This window comes from Aliiroseovarius sp. F47248L (assembly GCF_023016085.1).
Taxonomy (GTDB): Bacteria; Pseudomonadota; Alphaproteobacteria; order Rhodobacterales; family Rhodobacteraceae; genus Aliiroseovarius.
The window spans coordinates 2,979,563-2,998,081 of record NZ_JALKBF010000001.1; the positions used below are offsets into that span (position 1 = coordinate 2,979,563).

At 53.0% G+C, this 18,519-nt stretch carries 16 protein-coding genes and 1 pseudogene; 11 read left to right on the forward strand and 6 right to left on the reverse strand.

Translation table 11 applies throughout. The annotated features are described in order from the left end of the window. Positions 1–11 precede the first annotated feature (11 nt). Entirely contained in the window at positions 12–1,058 is a 1,047-nt protein-coding gene (rfbB, locus tag MWU51_RS14750) for a dTDP-glucose 4,6-dehydratase (RefSeq protein ID WP_247038377.1), read from the reverse strand. A gap of 277 nt (positions 1,059–1,335) precedes the next feature. On the opposite strand from rfbB, the gene MWU51_RS14755 reads away from it, so the two are divergent. The 5 genes from MWU51_RS14755 (at position 1,336) to MWU51_RS14775 (ending at position 6,836) form a co-directional block, all read left to right on the forward strand. Beyond that, on the forward strand, positions 1,336–2,514 hold the full coding sequence (locus tag MWU51_RS14755; RefSeq protein ID WP_247038379.1) for a hypothetical protein: 1,179 nt from the start codon (positions 1,336–1,338) through the stop codon (positions 2,512–2,514). A gap of 42 nt (positions 2,515–2,556) precedes the next feature. Then, positions 2,557–3,546 (forward strand): glycosyltransferase family 2 protein, encoded by a 990-nt coding sequence (locus MWU51_RS14760; protein ID WP_348646747.1) that lies wholly within the window; start codon positions 2,557–2,559, stop codon positions 3,544–3,546. 4 nt (positions 3,547–3,550) lie between these two features. Further along, entirely contained in the window at positions 3,551–4,789 is a 1,239-nt protein-coding gene (locus MWU51_RS14765) for a glycosyltransferase family 4 protein (protein WP_247038868.1), read from the forward strand. 52 nt (positions 4,790–4,841) lie between these two features. Next, the gene (locus MWU51_RS14770) at positions 4,842–5,822 is read left to right on the forward strand and encodes a hypothetical protein (RefSeq protein ID WP_247038383.1); all 981 of its coding nucleotides are present in this window, start codon (positions 4,842–4,844) and stop codon (positions 5,820–5,822) included. Between the two features lie 81 nt (positions 5,823–5,903). Further along, positions 5,904–6,836 (forward strand): NAD-dependent epimerase/dehydratase family protein, encoded by a 933-nt coding sequence (locus MWU51_RS14775; protein WP_247038385.1) that lies wholly within the window; start codon positions 5,904–5,906, stop codon positions 6,834–6,836. A 103-nt stretch (positions 6,837–6,939) separates the two neighbouring features. Here MWU51_RS14775 and MWU51_RS14780 read toward each other — a convergent pair whose 3' ends face one another. Further along, a complete protein-coding gene (locus tag MWU51_RS14780) occupies positions 6,940–7,737 on the reverse strand; it encodes an ABC transporter permease (protein ID WP_247038387.1) in 798 nt (265 codons plus the stop codon). A 130-nt stretch (positions 7,738–7,867) separates the two neighbouring features. Here MWU51_RS14780 and MWU51_RS14785 point away from each other — a divergent pair, with 130 nt between their 5' ends. The 3 genes from MWU51_RS14785 (at position 7,868) to MWU51_RS14795 (ending at position 11,112) form a co-directional block, all read left to right on the forward strand. Then, complete coding sequence (locus MWU51_RS14785) at positions 7,868–9,148, forward strand: sugar transporter (RefSeq protein ID WP_247038389.1); 1,281 nt, start codon at positions 7,868–7,870, stop codon at positions 9,146–9,148. After that, positions 9,148–9,828 carry an ABC transporter ATP-binding protein gene (locus MWU51_RS14790; protein ID WP_247038391.1) on the forward strand — a complete coding sequence of 227 codons (681 nt, stop codon included), beginning with the start codon at positions 9,148–9,150 and terminating at the stop codon, positions 9,826–9,828. Before MWU51_RS14785 ends, MWU51_RS14790 begins: the two co-directional genes overlap by 1 nt. A gap of 183 nt (positions 9,829–10,011) precedes the next feature. Beyond that, positions 10,012–11,112, forward strand: a complete 1,101-nt coding sequence (locus tag MWU51_RS14795; protein WP_247038393.1) for a polysaccharide biosynthesis/export family protein — start codon at positions 10,012–10,014, stop codon at positions 11,110–11,112. A 46-nt stretch (positions 11,113–11,158) separates the two neighbouring features. Here MWU51_RS14795 and MWU51_RS14800 read toward each other — a convergent pair whose 3' ends face one another. After that, entirely contained in the window at positions 11,159–12,067 is a 909-nt protein-coding gene (locus MWU51_RS14800; protein ID WP_247038395.1) for a rhodanese-related sulfurtransferase, read from the reverse strand. Positions 12,068–12,167: 100 nt separating this feature from the next. Between MWU51_RS14800 and pncA the strand changes: the two genes are divergently transcribed. The 3 genes and pseudogenes from pncA to MWU51_RS14815 all read left to right on the forward strand — a co-directional run bounded on the left by pncA (position 12,168) and on the right by MWU51_RS14815 (position 15,688). Continuing rightward, a complete protein-coding gene (gene pncA / locus MWU51_RS14805) occupies positions 12,168–12,776 on the forward strand; it encodes a bifunctional nicotinamidase/pyrazinamidase (protein ID WP_247038397.1) in 609 nt (202 codons plus the stop codon). Beyond that, positions 12,777–14,069: a nicotinate phosphoribosyltransferase gene (gene pncB, locus MWU51_RS14810; protein ID WP_247038399.1), complete on the forward strand. Its 1,293-nt coding sequence runs from the start codon at positions 12,777–12,779 to the stop codon at positions 14,067–14,069. 100 nt (positions 14,070–14,169) lie between these two features. After that, positions 14,170–15,688: pseudogene (locus MWU51_RS14815) on the forward strand (alpha/beta hydrolase). A 48-nt stretch (positions 15,689–15,736) separates the two neighbouring features. On the opposite strand, the gene MWU51_RS14820 reads toward MWU51_RS14815, so the two are convergent. Genes MWU51_RS14820 through arfB form a run of 3 tightly spaced genes read right to left on the reverse strand, consistent with a single transcriptional unit; the run spans position 15,737 to position 18,391 of the window. Next, positions 15,737–16,678, reverse strand: coding sequence for a phosphotransferase (locus MWU51_RS14820; RefSeq protein ID WP_247038401.1), 942 nt, complete (start codon positions 16,676–16,678; stop codon positions 15,737–15,739). Next, complete coding sequence (locus MWU51_RS14825; RefSeq protein ID WP_247038403.1) at positions 16,675–17,952, reverse strand: aminotransferase class III-fold pyridoxal phosphate-dependent enzyme; 1,278 nt, start codon at positions 17,950–17,952, stop codon at positions 16,675–16,677. The genes MWU51_RS14820 and MWU51_RS14825 overlap by 4 nt, the downstream gene beginning before the upstream one ends. Positions 17,953–17,971: 19 nt before the next feature. Then, entirely contained in the window at positions 17,972–18,391 is a 420-nt protein-coding gene (gene arfB / locus MWU51_RS14830) for an alternative ribosome rescue aminoacyl-tRNA hydrolase ArfB (RefSeq protein WP_247038405.1), read from the reverse strand. Positions 18,392–18,519 lie beyond the last annotated feature (128 nt).

Consider the following 18,519-nt stretch of genomic DNA (forward strand, 5'->3'; position numbering starts at 1 on the left):
CTCAGCCCAAATCAGACAGTTCCCAAACGTTTACCTACGCCATCCCGATCCTGAAGAGCACGCCACCAGCTTTCATTTTCAAGATACCATTCAACGGTTTTGCGAAGTCCTTCTTCGACAGTTACCGATGGCTTCCAACCAAGCTCGGATCGGATTCTTGTCGGATCGATCGCATACCGAGCGTCATGTCCGGGGCGGTCCTGGACGAATGTGATCAGGTCTGCATAGCTACCTTCGGAGCGTGGTCGAAATTCGTCAAGAATATTGCAAAGGGTCTGGACCAGTTCCAGATTGGTGCGCTCGTTCTCGCCCCCGATGTTGTATGAGGCTCCAACCTTGCCGTTCTTGAGCGCAACAAGAAGCGCATCAGCGTGGTCTTCAACAAACAACCAGTCCCGAATGTTCTTTCCATCGCCGTAGATTGGCAAGGGTTCGCCAGCCAACGCCTTGATGATAATGACAGGGACCAATTTCTCGGGAAAATGGAACGGGCCGTAATTGTTTGAGCAGTTGGTAAGAACAACTGGCAAATTGTAGGTCTCATGCCATGCGCGAACCAGATGATCCGATGCTGCTTTCGACGCAGAATATGGGCTGCGCGGGTCATATGGCGTTGTCTCCGTAAACTGCACAGTGGGATCCGAAGGAAGCGATCCAAAAACTTCATCAGTTGAAATATGGTGAAAGCGGAAACTCTCAGGGCAGCCTTTGTCCAACCAATATTTGCGCGCTGCTTCAAGCATATTAAACGTGCCGCTGATATTGGTTTCGATGAAATCGCCGGGGCCATCAATAGACCGATCGACATGGCTTTCGGCCGCCAGGTGCATGACCGCATCCGGCTGGTGTGTTTCAAACACCTTATCAACCGCGGCACGATCGCGGATATCGACATGTTCGAAATGATAAAGCGGGCTTTCTGCGACGCTGGCAACGTTATCCAAGCAGGCGGCATAGGTAAGTGCATCCAGATTGATGACTTCGTATCCCTGCGAAACGGCACGGCGAACAACAGCTGATCCAATGAAGCCCGCGCCCCCGGTGACAAGCAGTTTCATCTCAAAATCCTTCTTTGCGGTCTCAATACACGAACGAAAACTTGGCCCAGTTTATCGGCGGTTTGTTGCAACTCATCTGTTACCCGCCAGTGACCGATGACCAACAACAACGCTCTTCTGCCAAAAGAAGCCGCATTGCACCAGCCTAAACCTGTCGCGTTTACGCCCAGTTCTTGCGCATGCACGACATCATCCGATGGTTTGCACGCATAGAGTCATTGTTTCCGGGGGGTCATTGCGATACCAGAGCGCTGACTTTGTCAAAACAGAGAACAGCATGGAAAACGAAGGCGACATTCAACCGAGCAGCAAGCCGGTTCTTGCGACCAAAACCAAGAACGCCACGATCAGAGCGACCGAGGCGTCTGCTCACCCGACGCAGCGCACGATTGTGATTTTGGGAGTCGAACGCGGCGGAACGTCGATGGTTGCAGGCGTGATCCGTGCGTTGGGCGTCGATCTGGGAAAAGCTGCAGGCCTTAACCATGAAGATCCCTGGTTTCTTTCTGATGACCCGGAGGTTTTGAAAGACCGCGTCGCAAAACGCAACGAGACCGCCGATGTCTGGGGCTTTAAAATGCCCAAGGCAGTCAAACAACTGGAATTCTGGGATAAAACTCTGCGTAATCCCGTCTATATTATCGTCTATCGAAACCCGCTGGCGATTGCAGACAGTTGGGTTCAGCGTGGAACTGGAACTCTGCTTGGGGCTTTGAAGCGAATTCGAGAGTATCACTCCGCAGCCCTCAATTTTCTTGAGGCCACCCAATCACCTGTGCTTATGGTGAATTACGAACGTGCGGTACAAGATGAAATGTCCGGCCGCGCGCTCGTCCAGGAACTTTCGTCATTTTTAGAGCTGAGTGCATCGCCAGATCAAGAAAAGGCCGCTCTTGGGATGATTACCGGAGATGGCGGTGGTTATGTGGATCTGCCGGAGACTTATTTTGCGATGCAAAGAGCGGAAAAGGCTGCCACAACAAGTGAGATAGCAACGAGGCCAAAGGGCGACAAAACATTGCAAGTTGGTGAATGGTTCGATCAAACCAAGCCAAGTATGCTTGCGCCGTATCTTACATGTGCAGTGGGCAAACCGTTTCCAAAGTTCATACGTCTCGAATGTGATTTCCAGCCTGGCGATAACTTTGAACAGGAACACGATACGATGTTCATGTTTTATGGGGTTGAAGGCCAACAACAAATTCTCGGCCCCAAAGAACTTGATTTGAAGCCCGGACAAAATTTTTTTGATGTCGAGACAAGCGGAAAAGTGACCGAAATAGCATTCAAGTCCTCTAAAACCCCGAGTCGCTATCAACTGGATGTTCGCGTTCTGGAAGCTGTCGTCAATATCGTAGAAGATGATCGAAGATGGGCAACCCCAGCGAAAAGCAAAGCCACAGTTGGGCGGTTCAAGAAGCTGAAGATGCGCTTTGCTCAAATGCTTAAAGGTTAACCCCATTAGTCTGTACATCAACAAGTCAAACTGGACATTAATGTGACCGAGTCCAACCTCAGCCAATTTGTATCAGGCCCTAACAGTGTCTCGATCAATATACCTGTTAAAAACGGGCTTCCACATTTCAAAGACGTTTGTGAAATGCTCGCTGTTCAGGACTATGATGGCCCGTTCGAAGTGATTTGCGTCGACAGTGGGTCGACCGATGGGTCAGACAGCTTAGCAGAAGCCCAAGGATTCCGCGTTGTCAGGATCGATGGCAAGGATTTCGGGCACGGCAAGACACGGAATTACAGTGCCAGCCTGAGCAAAGCGGACTACCTCGTCTTTATCACCCATGACGCAATTCCTAACGACGCGCGATGGTTGTCCGAGTTGATTGCCCCAATGCGCGAAGATACCCGGATCGCAGGTGTGTTTTCGCGTCACATTGCCCACGGCGATGCAGACCCTTTCGTAGAGTGGGAACTGGAGCAGCATTTCAAAGGTCTTGCTGATTTTCCCGTGGTCGAAATCACGAACCGTACAGAATATGATGCCAACCAAGGGTTGCGGCAAATATTTCATTTTTATTCAGATAATGCGTCCGCGATGCCGCGCCGGATCTGGGAGCAGCATCCATACCCAGATGTTCAGTTCGCTGAAGATCAGATCTGGGCGAAAGAGATCGTCGAAGCCGGGTATCGCAAGGCCTTCGCCTTCGATTCTGTGGTGCGCCATTCACACAGCTTTGGCCCTTTTGAAACCCTGCAACGAAGTTTTGATGAATCCCGCGCATTTAGAAAGTTGTTCGGCTATCGACTCAGTGGTTCGCCTGCGCATGTTTTAAAAAGCGCGGCCTATCTGATGAAGCGTGACATTGGCCTTGCACTGCGAAACGGGTGGTGGAGAACCCACCCTAGTAAAACTTGCTCGCGGTTGTTTGAAGCAATCACTCGTCCACTTGGGCACTATTTGGGTGCGCGGGATCGTTTGCCGGACTTCATGACACGACACCTGTCGCGCGACGACTGGATAAGGAGCCTTTGACTTGGTGAATATACGAAGCGCAGCAGGTAAATTTGCGCGAATTGCAAAGCAGCATGGCATCCGAAGTGCAGTGCTGGCCACGCATCGTAGGTTGGTACACGGATCAAGTGGCTTGCCCTTGGGCGCGAGTGGGAAGATCGATTTCATAACCCACTATGATCGTATCTTGGGCCAAGAGCATGGTCAGGCTATTGATCTGTCTGAAATTGAAGACAACATAGTTCAGTGGGTGATACCCAACTTCGGTTTCGGGTCTGGTGGTCATCTGAACATTTTCCGGTTCATAAATATGTTGGCCGATCGTGGGTTCAAGCAACGATTGGTGATCCTTCCACCATATGGTTGGGTAAATCCCGATGCTGCACGCGCAGCCATTAAGGAATGGTATTTTCCGGTAAAGGCCGAAATTGCGTTAGGCGTAGAAGGTTTTCAGCCAGCGGCAGTAACCTTCGCCACTGGTTGGCAAACGGCATATTGGGTCTCCAAGCACAGAGCGTCTCGAGATAAGTTCTATTTTGTTCAGGATTTTGAACCTTACTTCTTCCCCGTGTCTTCTGAATACGCAATGAGCGAAAACACTTACAAGCTTGGTTTGAAGGCCATTACGGCGGGGTCATGGCTTTCCGAAAAGCTATCATCGGAATACGGAATGAAATGCGGAGCAGTTTCATTCGGTGTCGAGAATGATTTTTACTATCCGCGCCCTGCAAAAGACCGACAAACCTTCAACATCCTGTTTTATTCTCGACATGTAACACCCCGGCGGTTCTTCGAGATTGGGTTGGCTGCTCTTTCGCGAGTTTGCGCTGCTAATCCGAACGTATGCGTCCATTTCGTCGGCGGCGATGTGAGCGGCGTTGATATTCCATTTCCACATGTCAATTGTGGAGAGCAGAAGCTGGAGGCTTTGCCCGATATGTATTCGCAAAGCGATTTGGCGCTGGTTCTTTCAGGGACAAACTTGTCATTACTTCCATTGGAAATCGCGGCCTGTGGCTGTCCAGTCATTATGAATGACTCGCTTTCGGCACGTTGGTTGTTGCCGGAGGACGCCGCGTCTTATGCACCGATTGAGCCTGACCTGATGGCCAAGGAAATTCTTCGATTGATTGACAATCCAGATATACGCGAGCGCAAAGCCGAACGGGCGCGTGAAATTGCTGTCGCTTCCAGCTGGGAAGCCGAGGGAGATCGGTTTGTCGAGCTGCTTGATCAACTGCGCACGAAGGGTGGGAGTGCCTGATTTGTCCAAAAAGTTAGCATTGGTTGTTGGGATGCATAGATCTGGCACGTCGATGACGATGCAGGCTTTGGCAGCCATTGGCGCGAAAGCTGGCGGCGCGATGATTGCCGGGGATGACCACAATAAGAAGGGGTATTGGGAGGCAGCGGAAGTTGTTGCTTTTCACGATGCATTGTTGAACGAACTGGGTCGCAGTTGGGGAACACCTGAACATGTGATCCCTACACCTGAAAGTTGGTTTTCAAGCCCGGCAGCAAAAAAAGCAAAATCGAAGGTTGTCGAAATTATACGGAATCGTATGTCCGGCCTTTCTGACGGTGAAATTCTGGCGATCAAAGATCCCCGAATGTCTTTGTTTTTGCCCTTGTGGATAGGTGCAGCACAAGAGCTCTCGATGCACCCACTAGTTACGGTTTGTCTGCGACATCCGGAATCTGTGTCAAAGAGTCTACAAAAGCGCGACCAGACCAGCCGCGAAATGTGTCACTCTATGTGGCTTACATATACCGTGACGAGCCTTGCATATGCGCGCGACGTGCCGATTTTTCTCAGTCGATATCAAGACTGGCATGAAGACAACGCAGCTAACCTGAAACGCCTTTCCTTGTTTGTGGGGGTGGAAAATCTGCCATCTGAAAACCCTTACGATCGCGGTATGGCCAACAGTATGGAAACCGGCCCCACGGGCAACACATTGGTCGACGGTTGGTGGAGCAAATTGGCTGGACTGCCGCATGGCGGAGTCTTGTCTGAACAGATATTTGAGCGTGCACAATTGCATGTGAACAGTTCGCAACAAATGCTTAGTCTGGCCTCTGCTATAAGGGCCGAGATTGGTGACACACCTACATATATCGCAAAGCGAGACCTTGAATCCTACCGGGCTGGTTTTGAAGATCTTCTGGAAAAACACAAACTGCTGGGTCAGGAACGCGATGCCCTTGCCGCCCGGGCATTCGAGCTTCACGACGAGTACATGAAAGTCCCCCGTATTATTCGCCGTATCACGCATCGTCGCAAAACCCCCGGTTGACACAGACGGTACGTTGAAGCGTTACTTTGAACGACGGCCAAATCTGAGGATGGTCGTCATGAAACCCTACAGGTGAGGCGTATGACGACATCCACAGTATTGGTTATCGGGGGAAGCGGATTTATTGGAAAAAATCTGGTCGCTCAACTCCTAAAGGAAGATGTACAAGTTCGATCGCTCGACCTTGGGCCAAGCGGAATTTCCGACGAACGATTGTCGAGCTGGTCAGGCAGCTTTCTACAACAAGAACTATTGAATGAGGTCATGACAGGTGTGGATACGGTCTATCACTTGGCAGCCACAGCGATGCCGCGCGAAGCAAATCTAAACCCACATCGAGATTGCCTTGATAATGTTGGCGGAACGTTGGGTGTTTTGGAAACAGCGCTTTCAGCAGGCGTCAAGCGAGTCGTATTCTCATCATCTGGAGGTACGGTTTATGGGCCAACTGAAGTTGTGCCGATCAACGAAGACCACCCGACACATCCGATCAATGCGTATGGGGTGTCCAAGCTGGCATGTGAAAAATACCTGCGGCTATATAATGGGAGGGCCGGGAAAGACGGGCCGTTATCAACCATCTCTCTGAGGATTGCTAATCCATATGGCTTGCAGCAAAACATCCGCAAGGCCCAGGGTGCTCTTACAACGTTTTGTGCACGTGCAGCCGTTGATGAAGCCATCACGATTTGGGGTGATGGAGAGGTTCAGCGTGATTTTATACATGTAAAGGACGTAGCGCGCGCGCTCTGCCTGGCTGGACAGTCCGAAGTTTCAGGGCAGGAGATAAACATTGGTTCTGGAAAAGGAACATCGCTTAACGCACTGATTGCCGAGATCGAAGGCGTGCTTGGTCATTCGGTTAAGTGCGAGTATCTTCCTGCTCGCTCAATCGACGTGAAGCGCAATTATCTTGACACATCAAAGGCAAAGAATCTGCTGAATTGGCAGCCCGAAGTAAATCTTCGCGACGGTATTCAAGAGCTTCTGGATGGGTTTGGCAAGAAGTCCTGAAACCAATGGACGCAGTTGATAGGCCGTATCCACATTAGTTCGACTGAGCCTTCTGAAATGGAAGATGTTCGATAATGGGTGCCTGAAGATCCCGATATCGTTATTATTGGTTGTTCAAAATTTCGCGATGATATCGGCCGAGGAAGACCAGCCCAAGAAACATCAGAACCATTGAGATGCCGTAGACGTACATGTTATCGACCCAAGTGGCATCATATGTTGCGTAAAAGCCTTTCCTCATCTCTCCAATTACGTGGATCAATGGATTGTACCAAAGGTAGTCCCTGAACGGTTGAGGCAGGGATTCTGGAATGAAGAAAATCGATGAGATAATGAACAAGGGGCGGTTAACAATTCCCCAAACCTTTTCCCAGAGCGGGAATTTAGACAGCACAAAACAATTAAACACACCCACACCAAGACCTAGCGCAAGCGCCATACAGAGCGCATTCACGATGGATGGATAATGCAGAATATTCCCTGTTTCAAAGAAGGTCATGATGCTGAAAATCAGTAGGTAGAAAACCATAAGATGCGTCAGCCCATTCAACAAGAACCGGCCTATGATCGCGTCCAAATATGTAACTGACGGATAAAACAGCAGTGGCCGTGAAAAGCGAATTGACTGGCTGATCTTGTTCGCAAGATCAGAGTACATCATGAATGGCAAAAAACCTGTCGCATAGAACAACGGAAAGTTGTTACCAAGAGCAGGAGATGCAAACGCGAGCGAGAATGCGAGCGTCATGATAGCCAATCCGCCGATCGGCTCAAGTACCGCCCAAACATACCCGCCTGGCGATCGCCCGTGAGTTGTCGCCATCTCGCGCAAGATCAATGCGATGATTGTTCGCCAAGTTTTATAGCTGCGTGCGTGCAGCCCTTTTGCCGTAAAGCTCATGTCTTCTGTTGCACGGAAAGGTAGATGTTTCGCAAGCAGAAAATCTACTCATCTTCGGTCGCGGCAACCCTTTCGCGCGCTGCTAGATCGGTGTAAGAACAAAAACTGTCTGACTACATTGGATATGACCTTGAGCGATACGAAGTCAAAGCCTGAGTTGCCTGAAGGCTCTCAGCACACAAAGCCGAAGCAGGATAATGATCCGGCATCTGAAAATTCAGCTGATAAACCGGCAAGTGTGGACACGCAGCCGCCAGAAAAAAAGATGCAATCAAAGCCTGTGAAACAGAAGCCGATGGCGCAGGCAGCGAAGCTCAGATCGCGCCATCGCCGTTTGATTATCAGTTTCTTTGTGGCCGTTCTGGCACCGCTGATTGTTGCGGCGTGGTACATGTACACCCGAGCGCAAGATCAATATGTCTCATATGTCGCATTTGCCGTTCGATCCGAAGATGTAAGCTCAAATCTTGACCTGTTCGGCGGAATCGGTGCTCTTGGGTCAGGAACGTCCGAAGACACTGATATTTTGTATGAATTTATTCAAAGCCGCGAACTGGTTCGATCCGCAGATTCGGAATTGGACCTCCGCAAGATCTATTCAGAGACCTACGGGATTGATCCCGTATTTTCGTTCAATCGGGATGGAACCATCGAAGATTTGGCTTCCTATTGGAAGAATATGGTCAAAATTTTTTATGATAGTGGAACTGGTTTGATCGAACTCCGGGTTCACGCGTTCAATCCAGATGACGCTAAGAAAGTGTCCGAATACATCTTCACCAGAAGTTCAGCAATGATCAACGAGCTGAGTGCCATCGCACGAGAAGACGCAACTCGTTATGCACGCGAGGAGCTAGACAGATCAGTCGCACGTCTTCGCGCCGCACGGCAGGCAGTTACAGAGTTCAGATCGCGTAATCAGATTGTCGACCCAGCCGCCGAAATTGGCGCTCAGACCGGGTTGCTGACAGCGTTGGAAACAAAGTTGTCCGATGCGCTCATCACATTTGATCTGCTAAAAGACAGCGCCGGTGAAAATGACCCGCGACTTGAGCAGGCTGTGCTTCGCATTGAGGTTATCAGGCAACGGATCGATGAAGAACGACAGAAGTTCACCAGCAGCGATTCAGAAGGAAAGAACTATTCGACACTTGTCGGCGAATACGAAGGGCTGGCCGTGGACCGCGAGTTTGCCGAGCAGGCCTATCTGGCTGCCCTTGCGTCGTATGATTCCGCTCTAATAGAAGCGCAGCGAAAAAGCCGATATCTGGCTGCATATATCAAGCCGACACTTGCCGAACGTCCAGAATACCCCAAACGCATGATCGTCGTCGCACTAATAGGTGGTTTCTTATTCTTTGCGTGGTCGATTGGTGCTTTGATCTACTATGCGATCAAGGATCGCCGCTGATGATTGAAATCCGCGACCTGTGGAAATCCTATCATGTGAAAGGGCAGGCCAAGATCGTTGCACGGGGCCTCAACCTATTGTTCCCATCACGTGGGTCGGTTGGGTTGTTCGGACGCAACGGTGCAGGAAAATCTACCTTGCTACGAATGATCTCGGGGTCCGAAGATCCGGATAGTGGAGATATCGTTTCTGACGGGACGGTTTCCTGGCCGGTCGGTTTTGCTGGAAGCTTTCACGGAGAGCTGACGGGTGCGCAAAATGTAAGGTTTGTTGGCAGGGTCTACGGTGTCGATACGGATGATCTGGTCGAATATGTGCAGGACTTTGCCGGATTGGGCCCGCATTTTCACGCCCCATTCCGCACCTATTCGTCAGGGATGAGGTCGCGACTGGCTTTCGGATTGTCTATGGGGATCAAGTTTGACACTTATTTGGTAGATGAGGTCACGTCAGTCGGTGATGCCGCGTTTAGGGAACGCAGCACCGGCCTACTGCAGGAACGCATCAACGAAAGTGCAGCCATCATTGTTTCGCACTCGATGCCATTGATGAAGAAACTGTGTGACAAAGGTATCGTCATGATTGACGGGCAAGCAAAGTTTTTTGACGATATCGATGAAGCGATTGAAACGCATGAAACCGCGATGAAAGGGATAAAGCCAGACTGGGTCGAAGTCTGACTTTTGTCGTGGAAGATGAACCATTCGCGATGAGCGAATATCCAGTTTTGGATTGTCGATGTCGGCCAGCATTAATCTGTTTCTAAGGGATGAGGTACTTACATCTTGTTCTGGCTCCTAAGAAACAATAGGGTCTCGCTCAATGAATGATCGACAGATCGAGCTGTTTTAAGGGCTTTCTACATGCGTTTTGTGATGATCGCGGCTTCAATGATTGTGTTGGCAAGCTGTGGTTTGCCGCGTGGCGGTGCTATTCAAAGCGAAGTTATTGGCAAAGAAGCGCAGGAAAGCGCGGAATTTGCAGTCTATCGAGTGTCGCGAGAAACACTGTCGACAATTTCGCGTTGGCCACAACCATCGACGACGTCATCTTGTGCTTGGCCAGGAAAAGGTCGCCCGGCAGCAGACAAGCCAATTCGCCCATTTGACCGCGTCGATGTTGTGGTTTGGGATAGCGAAGAAAATTCGCTTCTGTCTTCAGCGGGCCAGAACACTGTCCGAATGCAGGACATGCAGGTTTCTTCCGGCGGTACGATATTCTTGCCTTTTGTGGGAACAGTCCATATCGCAGGTCTCCCGCACGCAGCGGCCCGCACGCGCGTACAACGCAAGTATGAAGAAGTGATCCCAAGTGCACAGGTGCAGCTAAACATTCAACAAGGGACACGCGGGACGATTTCGATGGTTTCCGGGGTGACCCGGCCTGGGCCCATTCTGGTCGATGATCCCAATTTTACTGTGCTCAATGCGATCTCTGCTGCAGGTGGGCCTTCGGCTCAGATTCCAAACCCCCAACTCAAACTGATCCGAGGGAGCAAGACGTATTGCCGACCCCTCGAAACCGTCGTCAGCAATCCAGCTTATGACACGTTGCTTCTTCCGGGTGACAAGGTAGCAGTCGAAAATGATGAACGCTATTTCCGTTCCCTCGGAGCAGCGAGCCGTGAAGCGATTGTGCCGTTCGACAAGCCCAGCATCTCTGCTCTTGATGCTATGTCATTGATTGGCGGATTGTCAGATCTTCGTGCCAACCCAAAAGGTATTCTTGTTCTTCGTGAATACCCTCAAAATGCTGTACGTTCTGATACTTCGGGGCCAAGAAATGCACGTAGCGTGTTCGTGATTGATCTAACGTCAGCAGATGGCCTGTTCAGCGCTGGAAAGTTCGATATTCAGCATCAGGACACCGTTCTGGTCACGGAAAGCTCAGTGGCGTCGGCAACGCTGCTTTTCACTCTGATCAAGCAGATGACAGGCGCGGCGTTTGATGTCAGAAGGCTCTGATAAAAACCGTTTCGGTATCGCACTTTAAGATTGGGACGTGGAGACGCTAGGTTTCCCGACCCAAATGGCGTTCTCCGCGCGCGCGGGCCAAAGCCATTTGTTTCTGCCGCTCTCTGAACCGGTCGCGCCGGGCTTCATCGTATTCGTCGATGCACTGGTGGCAACTGACGCCGTCCTCGTATTCCGGGCGGTCTTTGTCTCCGGGTAGGATTGGTCGGCGGCAGGCATGGCACAATTCGTGCGGACCCTCAGCCAGACCATGTTCGACAGACACGCGATTATCAAACACAAAGCATGCACCGTCCCATTTGCTGTCTTGGGCAGGCACGTCTTCAAGATACTGAAGGATGCCACCCTTCAGGTGATAGACATCCTCGACACCCTGACTGATCAGGAAATTGGTCGATTTCTCGCAGCGAATGCCACCGGTGCAGAACATTGCGACCCTTTTGTTGTGGAACCGGTCCTTGTTCTGCGCCCACCAATCCGGGAAATCGCGGAAGGTTTTTGTTTTTGGATCAACGGCACCCTCAAACGTGCCGATCGCGACCTCGTAATCATTTCGGGTGTCGATCACCACCACATCATCCTGGCTGATCAGGTCGTTCCAATCCTCGGGCATCACGTAATGCCCAACCGAGGCGCGCGGGTCCACGTCCGGCACACCCATGGTCACGATCTCTTTCTTCAGCCGCACCTTCATTTTGCCGAACGGCTGATCCTTTGCCGTCGACTCTTTCCAAGCCAGATCTGCGCAACCGGGCAGGGCGCGGATATGGGTCAGAATCGCGTCAATACCCGCACGCGAACCGGCAATCGTGCCGTTGATGCCTTCCTGCGCCAACAGAAGCGATCCCGAGATCCCTTCGCGCTGTGCAACGTCCAGCAATGGTGCCTGTAAGGCTGCCGGATTGTCGAAACGGGTGAAGTGATAGAGTGCTGCAATCGTATACATAGTGGCGGCATACGCCCCTATTTTCAAAGGATCAAGTCTGCCAATTGCTTGACCCCCCCGGATGCGATCCTTACCCATTGAGTTTCAAGGAGGAACGCCCATGCGTGACGCAGACGAAGCCCTGATCGTGATCGACGTACAAAACGACTTCTGCCCCGGTGGTGCGCTGGCGGTGGCGCATGGGGACGAGATCATCCCGCTGATCAACGAAATATTGCCTTATTTTCCTGTGAAAGTCTTCACACAGGACTGGCATCCGGCGGGGCACAGCTCTTTCGCGTCTTCGCATGATGGGAAAGATCCTTATCAGACCACCGAACTGCCGTATGGCACCCAAGTGCTGTGGCCTGATCACTGCATTCAGGGCAGCATCGGGGCCAAGTTTCACGACCATCTGCATCGCGATAGAGCTGATCTGATCATTCGAAAAGGGTTCCGGCCCGAGATCGACAGCTATTCCGCCTTCTTTGAAAACGACCGGACCACACCGACGGGGCTAGAGGGTTATCTGCGCACACGTGGCGTCGAAAAGTTAACACTTGCCGGTTTGGCTACGGATTTCTGTGTGGCCTATTCGGCCATTGACGGGGCGCGGCTGGGCTTTGACGTGACGGTGCTTGAACGCGCGTGTCGTGCGATTGACCTTGACGGCTCACTGAATGCCGCCCGCGCCGACATGCGTGCGGCGGGCGTAACGTTGGAGGCATAGATGCCCGATATTGCAAGCCGGGTTTATAATCACCACTGGAAGATTGACCCCATCGTGCGGTCGTTGATCGACACGGATTTCTATAAACTTCTGATGTGCCAATCAGTGTTTCGCAACAAGCCCGACACCAATGTCACCTTCAGTCTGATCAACCGTACCAAGTCGGTGCCACTGGCCGACCTGATCGACGAAGGGGAATTGCGCGAACAGTTGGACCACATCCGGTCCCTCAGCCTGTCGCGCGGCGAAAGCACATGGCTGCGGGGTAACACCTTTTATGGCAAACGGCAGATGTTTCGGTCGGACTTTATGGAGTGGTTCGAAGGCATGCGCCTGCCGCCCTACCACCTTGAACGCGTCGGCGATCAGTATGAGTTGACCTTCGATGGCTCATGGCCCGAAGTCATGCTGTGGGAAATCCCGGCGCTCGCCGTGTTGATGGAACTGCGCGGTCGCGCCGTCCTGCGCGACATGGGGAAGTTCGAGCTTCAGGTGCTCTATGCCCGCGCCATGACGCGCATCTGGGAAAAGATCGAACGCCTGCGCGAATTGGATGGGCTGCGCCTTGCCGATTTCGGCACCCGCCGTCGACATTCCTATCTGTGGCAGGATTGGTGCGTGCAGGCGATGATCGAGGGGTTGGGCGATCGCTTCATCGGCACGTCGAACTGCTCGATCGCCATGAAACGCGACATTGAAGCGATCGGCACCAATGCCCACGAACTGCCCATGGTCTATGCCGCACTGGCCAAGGACGACGCCGAACTGGCCCGAGCGCCCTATGATGTGTTGGCGGATTGGCAAGAGGAACACGACGGCAACCTGCGCATCATTCTGCCCGACACCTATGGCACCAAGGGCTTTCTGGACAACGCACCCGATTGGCTGGCCGGTTGGACCGGCATTCGCGTCGACAGCGGAGACCCCGCGACAGGCGCCGAGACCGCCATCAACTGGTGGACATCCCGCGGAGAGGACCCGACCCAGAAAATGGTCATCTTCTCGGACGGTCTGGACACCGACAAAATCATCGAACTGCACCAACAATTCGCAGGCCGCGTCCGCACCAGCTTCGGCTGGGGCACGCTGCTGACGAATGATTTCCGAGACCTCGTCCCCGATAACGCCCTCGCCCCGTTCTCACTGGTCTGTAAGGCGGTCGAAGCGAACGGAAACCCCACGGTGAAACTATCCGACAACCCGAACAAGGCGATGGGGCCGGAGGATGAGATTGCGCGGTATAAGCGCGTGTTTGGGGTGGGCGAGCAGGTCGGGATGGAGGTTGTGGTTTAAGAGATATAACCTTTTGGTTGTATAGTTATTGCTATCAATAAACCAATCGTCGATGTTGATCATAACGAGAGTAGTGTGGTTTTGAATTGAGCATTTGCTGATGGCTAACGAATGGGATGTGAAATGGCTGGCAGAAGGTGTAAGTAAATGGAACCTTCGTCGAAGGCGTGTTGACTTTGTGCCAGATCTGTCGGGAATTCGTTTTTTCGAACAACTCCCCCGCGATTTCCGCGATCAACCGAAAACGTCGCGAACATTTGAGAATATTGACCTCTCGAATGCTAACTTGGCTAGAGCAGACCTATCAGATATGAATTTCGCCCGTGCAAATTTCACCGGTGCGAACTTGCTTGAGGCGGACTTGTCCAAATCCAACTTTGAGAATGCAAAGTTCAAACGTGCAAATCTTACCGGCGTCGATGGAACCAGGGCTCTATTTGGAAATGCGGTCTTTGAGGAAGTCGACCTAACCGAGACTAAACTAAAAGAAACAGAGTTTGTAGGCGCGATATTCATTGGAAGCTCACTTTCAGAGAAGCAAAGAGCAGTGATTTCCAATCAACGTTTTAGCGAATATCCGTCAGTGGCAGCATATCACGCAGCCCAAAGGACTATCGCTAGGCCCCTGAAGGATACGTTGGCGGCGCGCGAGCAAATTCGAAGTATAGATGACAGGACTCGGAAGGCGAAATACGATGTGTTTTACGGAACAACGCGTAGTCCACGATACGAGCGTGGGGCCTTGGTGGGGTTTGACAACGAGAAGAACGCAGCCACTAGTCTCGGGCTTTGCGAAGTGATTGTTCCAGAAACGGGCAGTCTAGGTTCAATCGGTTCGCGGCTATGGAAGAAACTGCGCAATAAAAAAGAACCTAGATTGACAGTCGATAGCTACATTGAACTCAACGACACATTGTTCTGGTCGCACCTTATTAGCACCGCCGATAAAATGAGGGAGAAAGCACGACCAACGATTTTTGTACACGGTTATAACACTACATTCGAACAGGCGGTTTTGCGCGCCGCGCAAATTGGCCACCATCTGGGCATCGGCCAAGGTATTGGGCTATTCTGCAGATGAAGCATCGGTTGAGCACAGCAAATACGCGCTGGCGGATTTTATCGAGAATCATGTCATTCATGTAGGCGACCTAGGTGTCAATCTGATCGCACATAGCATGGGCTGTCGATGTCTGCTTGGTGCGCTAGAGCAGTTGGCCGTGAAGAATTCAACGGCACTCCAGAGTGTTAAACAGATTATCCTAGCTGCAGCGGATGTAGACACGAACCTGATGCCGCACCTTGCGCCGCATTTGGTAGAACATTCTGAAAGAACTACGTCCTATGTTTCCGACAAAGACAAAGCGTTGCAATTGTCTGCTTGGCTTCATAAATTCCCAAGAGTTGGGATCACTCCACCAACCTATATTTTCACGGGTATGGATACGGTGGTTGTAAGCGACCTCGAATTGGACGATTTTGTTTCTCACGCCTATGTTTCGAACAATCGCATTATTTTAAGTGATATGTTTTCTATTCTTAAACATGGACATGCACCCGCTGATCGCCATGGACTAGTGTCTGTATCTGGTGACTATCATTGGCGGATTCGAAGGTAGGGATTGCTACTCCCATTCGACCGTTAAGCCGCACCCGCTGAACACCCCTCACCCCCCAAGCACCCTCCGTGCCGCCGTCACCGCTTTCCGCGTATAACTCACCACCTCCGGCCCGGTCGGATCATAGCGCGGCACCGCCCAGCCCATGGACGCAAAACGGCGGATCATGATGAACAGGGGGAGCAGGTCTTCCGCCTCCTGGCTTAACGCGCGGTGGGCGCGGTATCCGGCCAGGGCGGCGGTGCGGATCGCCTCATACGCGGGTTCGTCCTCGTTCTGCGTCATCATCACCGCCAAATCATAAAGCCGGAAGCCAAAGCCCGCGTCGTCGAAGTCGATCAGTGTCAGCTCTCCGTTATGGACGAAGATGTTTTCGCGCAGCGCATCTGCGTGAATCAGGCCGAAATCGGCGCCGTTCTCAAGGAAAACCGTGGCCCTGTCATGCGCCACGGCGCGCGCGCGTTGGATCAGGGCGTAGTCGTCATCGCTCAACGCCGGGCATTCCCAGAACCGGCCCCAGAACGGATTGTCGCCCAGAAGGCCGGGAATGTCCCAGCGGTGGCGGGAGAAGTTCGTGGGCAAGGTCAAGGCGTCGGTCAGGTTGTGCAGCTTGGCGATCTCGGCCCCGACCTTGTGATACAGCGCGACCTGTTCGGCCTTGCTGCCCGGCAACGGCACGCCACCTTCGCCAATCGGCGCGCCGTCGACCCAACTGACCATGGTGGCAATCTGACCTTCGCCCAGGTCGGCAACCATGTCACCCATCAGGGTTGGGATCGGCGCGGGCACGCTCATTCCAGCAGCATCCAGCGCGGCCATCCAGTCCAGTTCCGACCGGATCGCATCGGCGCTTTGATATCCCGGACGATGAAGGCGCAACGCGGCGGGGTGGCCATTCACAAGCACCTCGTGCACCACGTTTTCGCGATCCTTGATCATGCGGATGTCGGTCGCGCCCCATGCCGCCAACGCCCGTTCCAGCGCGCTCATGCGGGCAGCGCCTTCAGCGCCGCATCCAGCGTTTCCACCAACAAGTCAGCCTGTGCGCGATCAAAGCACATGGGTGGGCGGATCTTGATACCATGGTAGTGACGCCCGACCGAATGCAGAAGCACTCCGCGATTGCGCATCTCGTCCACCAGTTGGGCGCAGAAAGGCGCGGCGGCTTTGGTGTCGCCATCGCGGGCGAACTCGACCCCCAGAAACATCCCCGCCCCGCGCACATCGGCGATCATCGGGTGGTCAAGCCCCTTGAGAAGCCCCAAAGCATAATCACCCGCATCGCGGGCGTTTTCGACCAGCTTTTCCTCGTCCAACACTTCAAGCACGGCCATTGCAGCGGCTGCAGACACCGGATTGCCGCCGAATGTGTTGAAGTAGCCAAACCGGGTGCGGAACTCGGCCATGATCTCGGGCCGGGTGACGACGGCGGCGACCGGGTGGCCGTTGCCCATTGGCTTGCCCATTGTGACGATGTCCGGCGTCAGTCCAATCCGCTGGTGGCCCCAGAAATGACGGCCCGTGCGGCCAAAGCCCGGCTGCACCTCGTCCGCGATGATGGTGCCGCCAGCGCGACGCACAACCTCGACGGTCGGGTCAAGGAAGCCGCTGGGCAGATCCGGGAAGCCTTCGTTGGCAAAGAACGGACACAGAATGAGGGTGCCAAAGCCATGACCTTCAGCCTCCAGCGCGTCGATAGCTTTCTGTATTTCTGCAGCAAATCCCTTTGATTGCGCCTCGGCGCTGCCGCCCAATGGTGCCAGCGCGTCCGGCGAGGGCACCTTTTTCACCCATTCAACCGCGCCTCCAATGGGTGTTTTCTTGGCCGACAGATGCGACACCAGATCGGTGTTCCCGTGATAGGTGTTGTCGGTGCAGATGATCCCCGTCTTGCCGGTCACTGCGCGGCCCATGCGCAGGGCAATGTCATTGGCTTCGGACCCGGTGCAGACCATGATCATGGTATCCAGATCGTGATCCATGGTGCCGGTCAGGCGTTCGGCATAGTCCAGTATCCCGTCGTGCAAATAACGGGTGTGAGTGTTCAGGGTGGCCGCCTGCCGCGTGATCGCCTCGACCACCTTCGGATGGGCGTGGCCCACATGCGGAACGTTGTTGTAGCAATCCAGAAACTGGTTTCCGTCCGTGTCCCACAACCATGCTCCTTCACCGCGCACAATGTGGACCGGATCGCTGTAAAAGGTCGTCATGTTGGGACCAAGAAGCCGCTCGCGACGTTTCAGAAGGGTGGAAGTGTCCGACATTGGTGTGGCTCCGCTGAGATTAGTCTTCATTGATGCGTCCGCGCAGGGCTTTAATCTGACCGCGCCTTGTTTTTGCTTCCAGTCGCCGCTTTTTCGATCCCAACGTAGGCTTGGTCGCAATGCGCCGCTTGGGAGCAACCAAAGCGCGCCGGATCATTTCGACAAGGCGATTTTGAGCGATCTCGCGGTTGCGCGCCTGGCTGCGCGTGTCTTCTGCCCGGATCACAATTGCGCCGTCCTGGGACCATTTTCGCCCGGCGATGCGTTTCAGCCGGGTCTTTACGGGTTGTGTCAGATTGGGTGATCTGGCGGCCTCAAAACGCAGCTCGACGGCTGTGGATACCTTGTTCACGTTCTGCCCGCCGGGGCCGGAACTGCGGGTGAAGCTTTCACTTAACTCCCAATCTTGCAGGATGATATTATCGGTCACGCGGATCATGGCCGCAACTTAGCGAATTGGATCCAAAACGGAAATCCCGGAAATGGCAAAAGAAAAGGGCCGCCCGCTTTGGGACGACCCTTTCGAGAATTAAGGAGGTGGGACCGGTTAGACCGTCAAGAGAGGGT

Coding starts and splice junctions, on each gene's coding strand:
- rfbB (WP_247038377.1), bottom strand. CDS start 1,058: ATGAAACTGCTTGTCACCGGGGGCGCGGGCTTCATTGGATCAGCTGTT.
- MWU51_RS14755 (WP_247038379.1), top strand. CDS start 1,336: ATGGAAAACGAAGGCGACATTCAACCGAGCAGCAAGCCGGTTCTTGCG.
- MWU51_RS14770 (WP_247038383.1), top strand. CDS start 4,842: ATGACGATGCAGGCTTTGGCAGCCATTGGCGCGAAAGCTGGCGGCGCG.
- MWU51_RS14775 (WP_247038385.1), top strand. CDS start 5,904: ATGACGACATCCACAGTATTGGTTATCGGGGGAAGCGGATTTATTGGA.
- MWU51_RS14780 (WP_247038387.1), bottom strand. CDS start 7,737: ATGAGCTTTACGGCAAAAGGGCTGCACGCACGCAGCTATAAAACTTGG.
- MWU51_RS14790 (WP_247038391.1), top strand. CDS start 9,148: ATGATTGAAATCCGCGACCTGTGGAAATCCTATCATGTGAAAGGGCAG.
- MWU51_RS14795 (WP_247038393.1), top strand. CDS start 10,012: ATGCGTTTTGTGATGATCGCGGCTTCAATGATTGTGTTGGCAAGCTGT.
- MWU51_RS14800 (WP_247038395.1), bottom strand. CDS start 12,067: ATGTATACGATTGCAGCACTCTATCACTTCACCCGTTTCGACAATCCG.
- pncA (WP_247038397.1), top strand. CDS start 12,168: ATGCGTGACGCAGACGAAGCCCTGATCGTGATCGACGTACAAAACGAC.
- pncB (WP_247038399.1), top strand. CDS start 12,777: ATGCCCGATATTGCAAGCCGGGTTTATAATCACCACTGGAAGATTGAC.
- MWU51_RS14820 (WP_247038401.1), bottom strand. CDS start 16,678: ATGAGCGCGCTGGAACGGGCGTTGGCGGCATGGGGCGCGACCGACATC.
- MWU51_RS14825 (WP_247038403.1), bottom strand. CDS start 17,952: ATGTCGGACACTTCCACCCTTCTGAAACGTCGCGAGCGGCTTCTTGGT.
- arfB (WP_247038405.1), bottom strand. CDS start 18,391: ATGATCCGCGTGACCGATAATATCATCCTGCAAGATTGGGAGTTAAGT.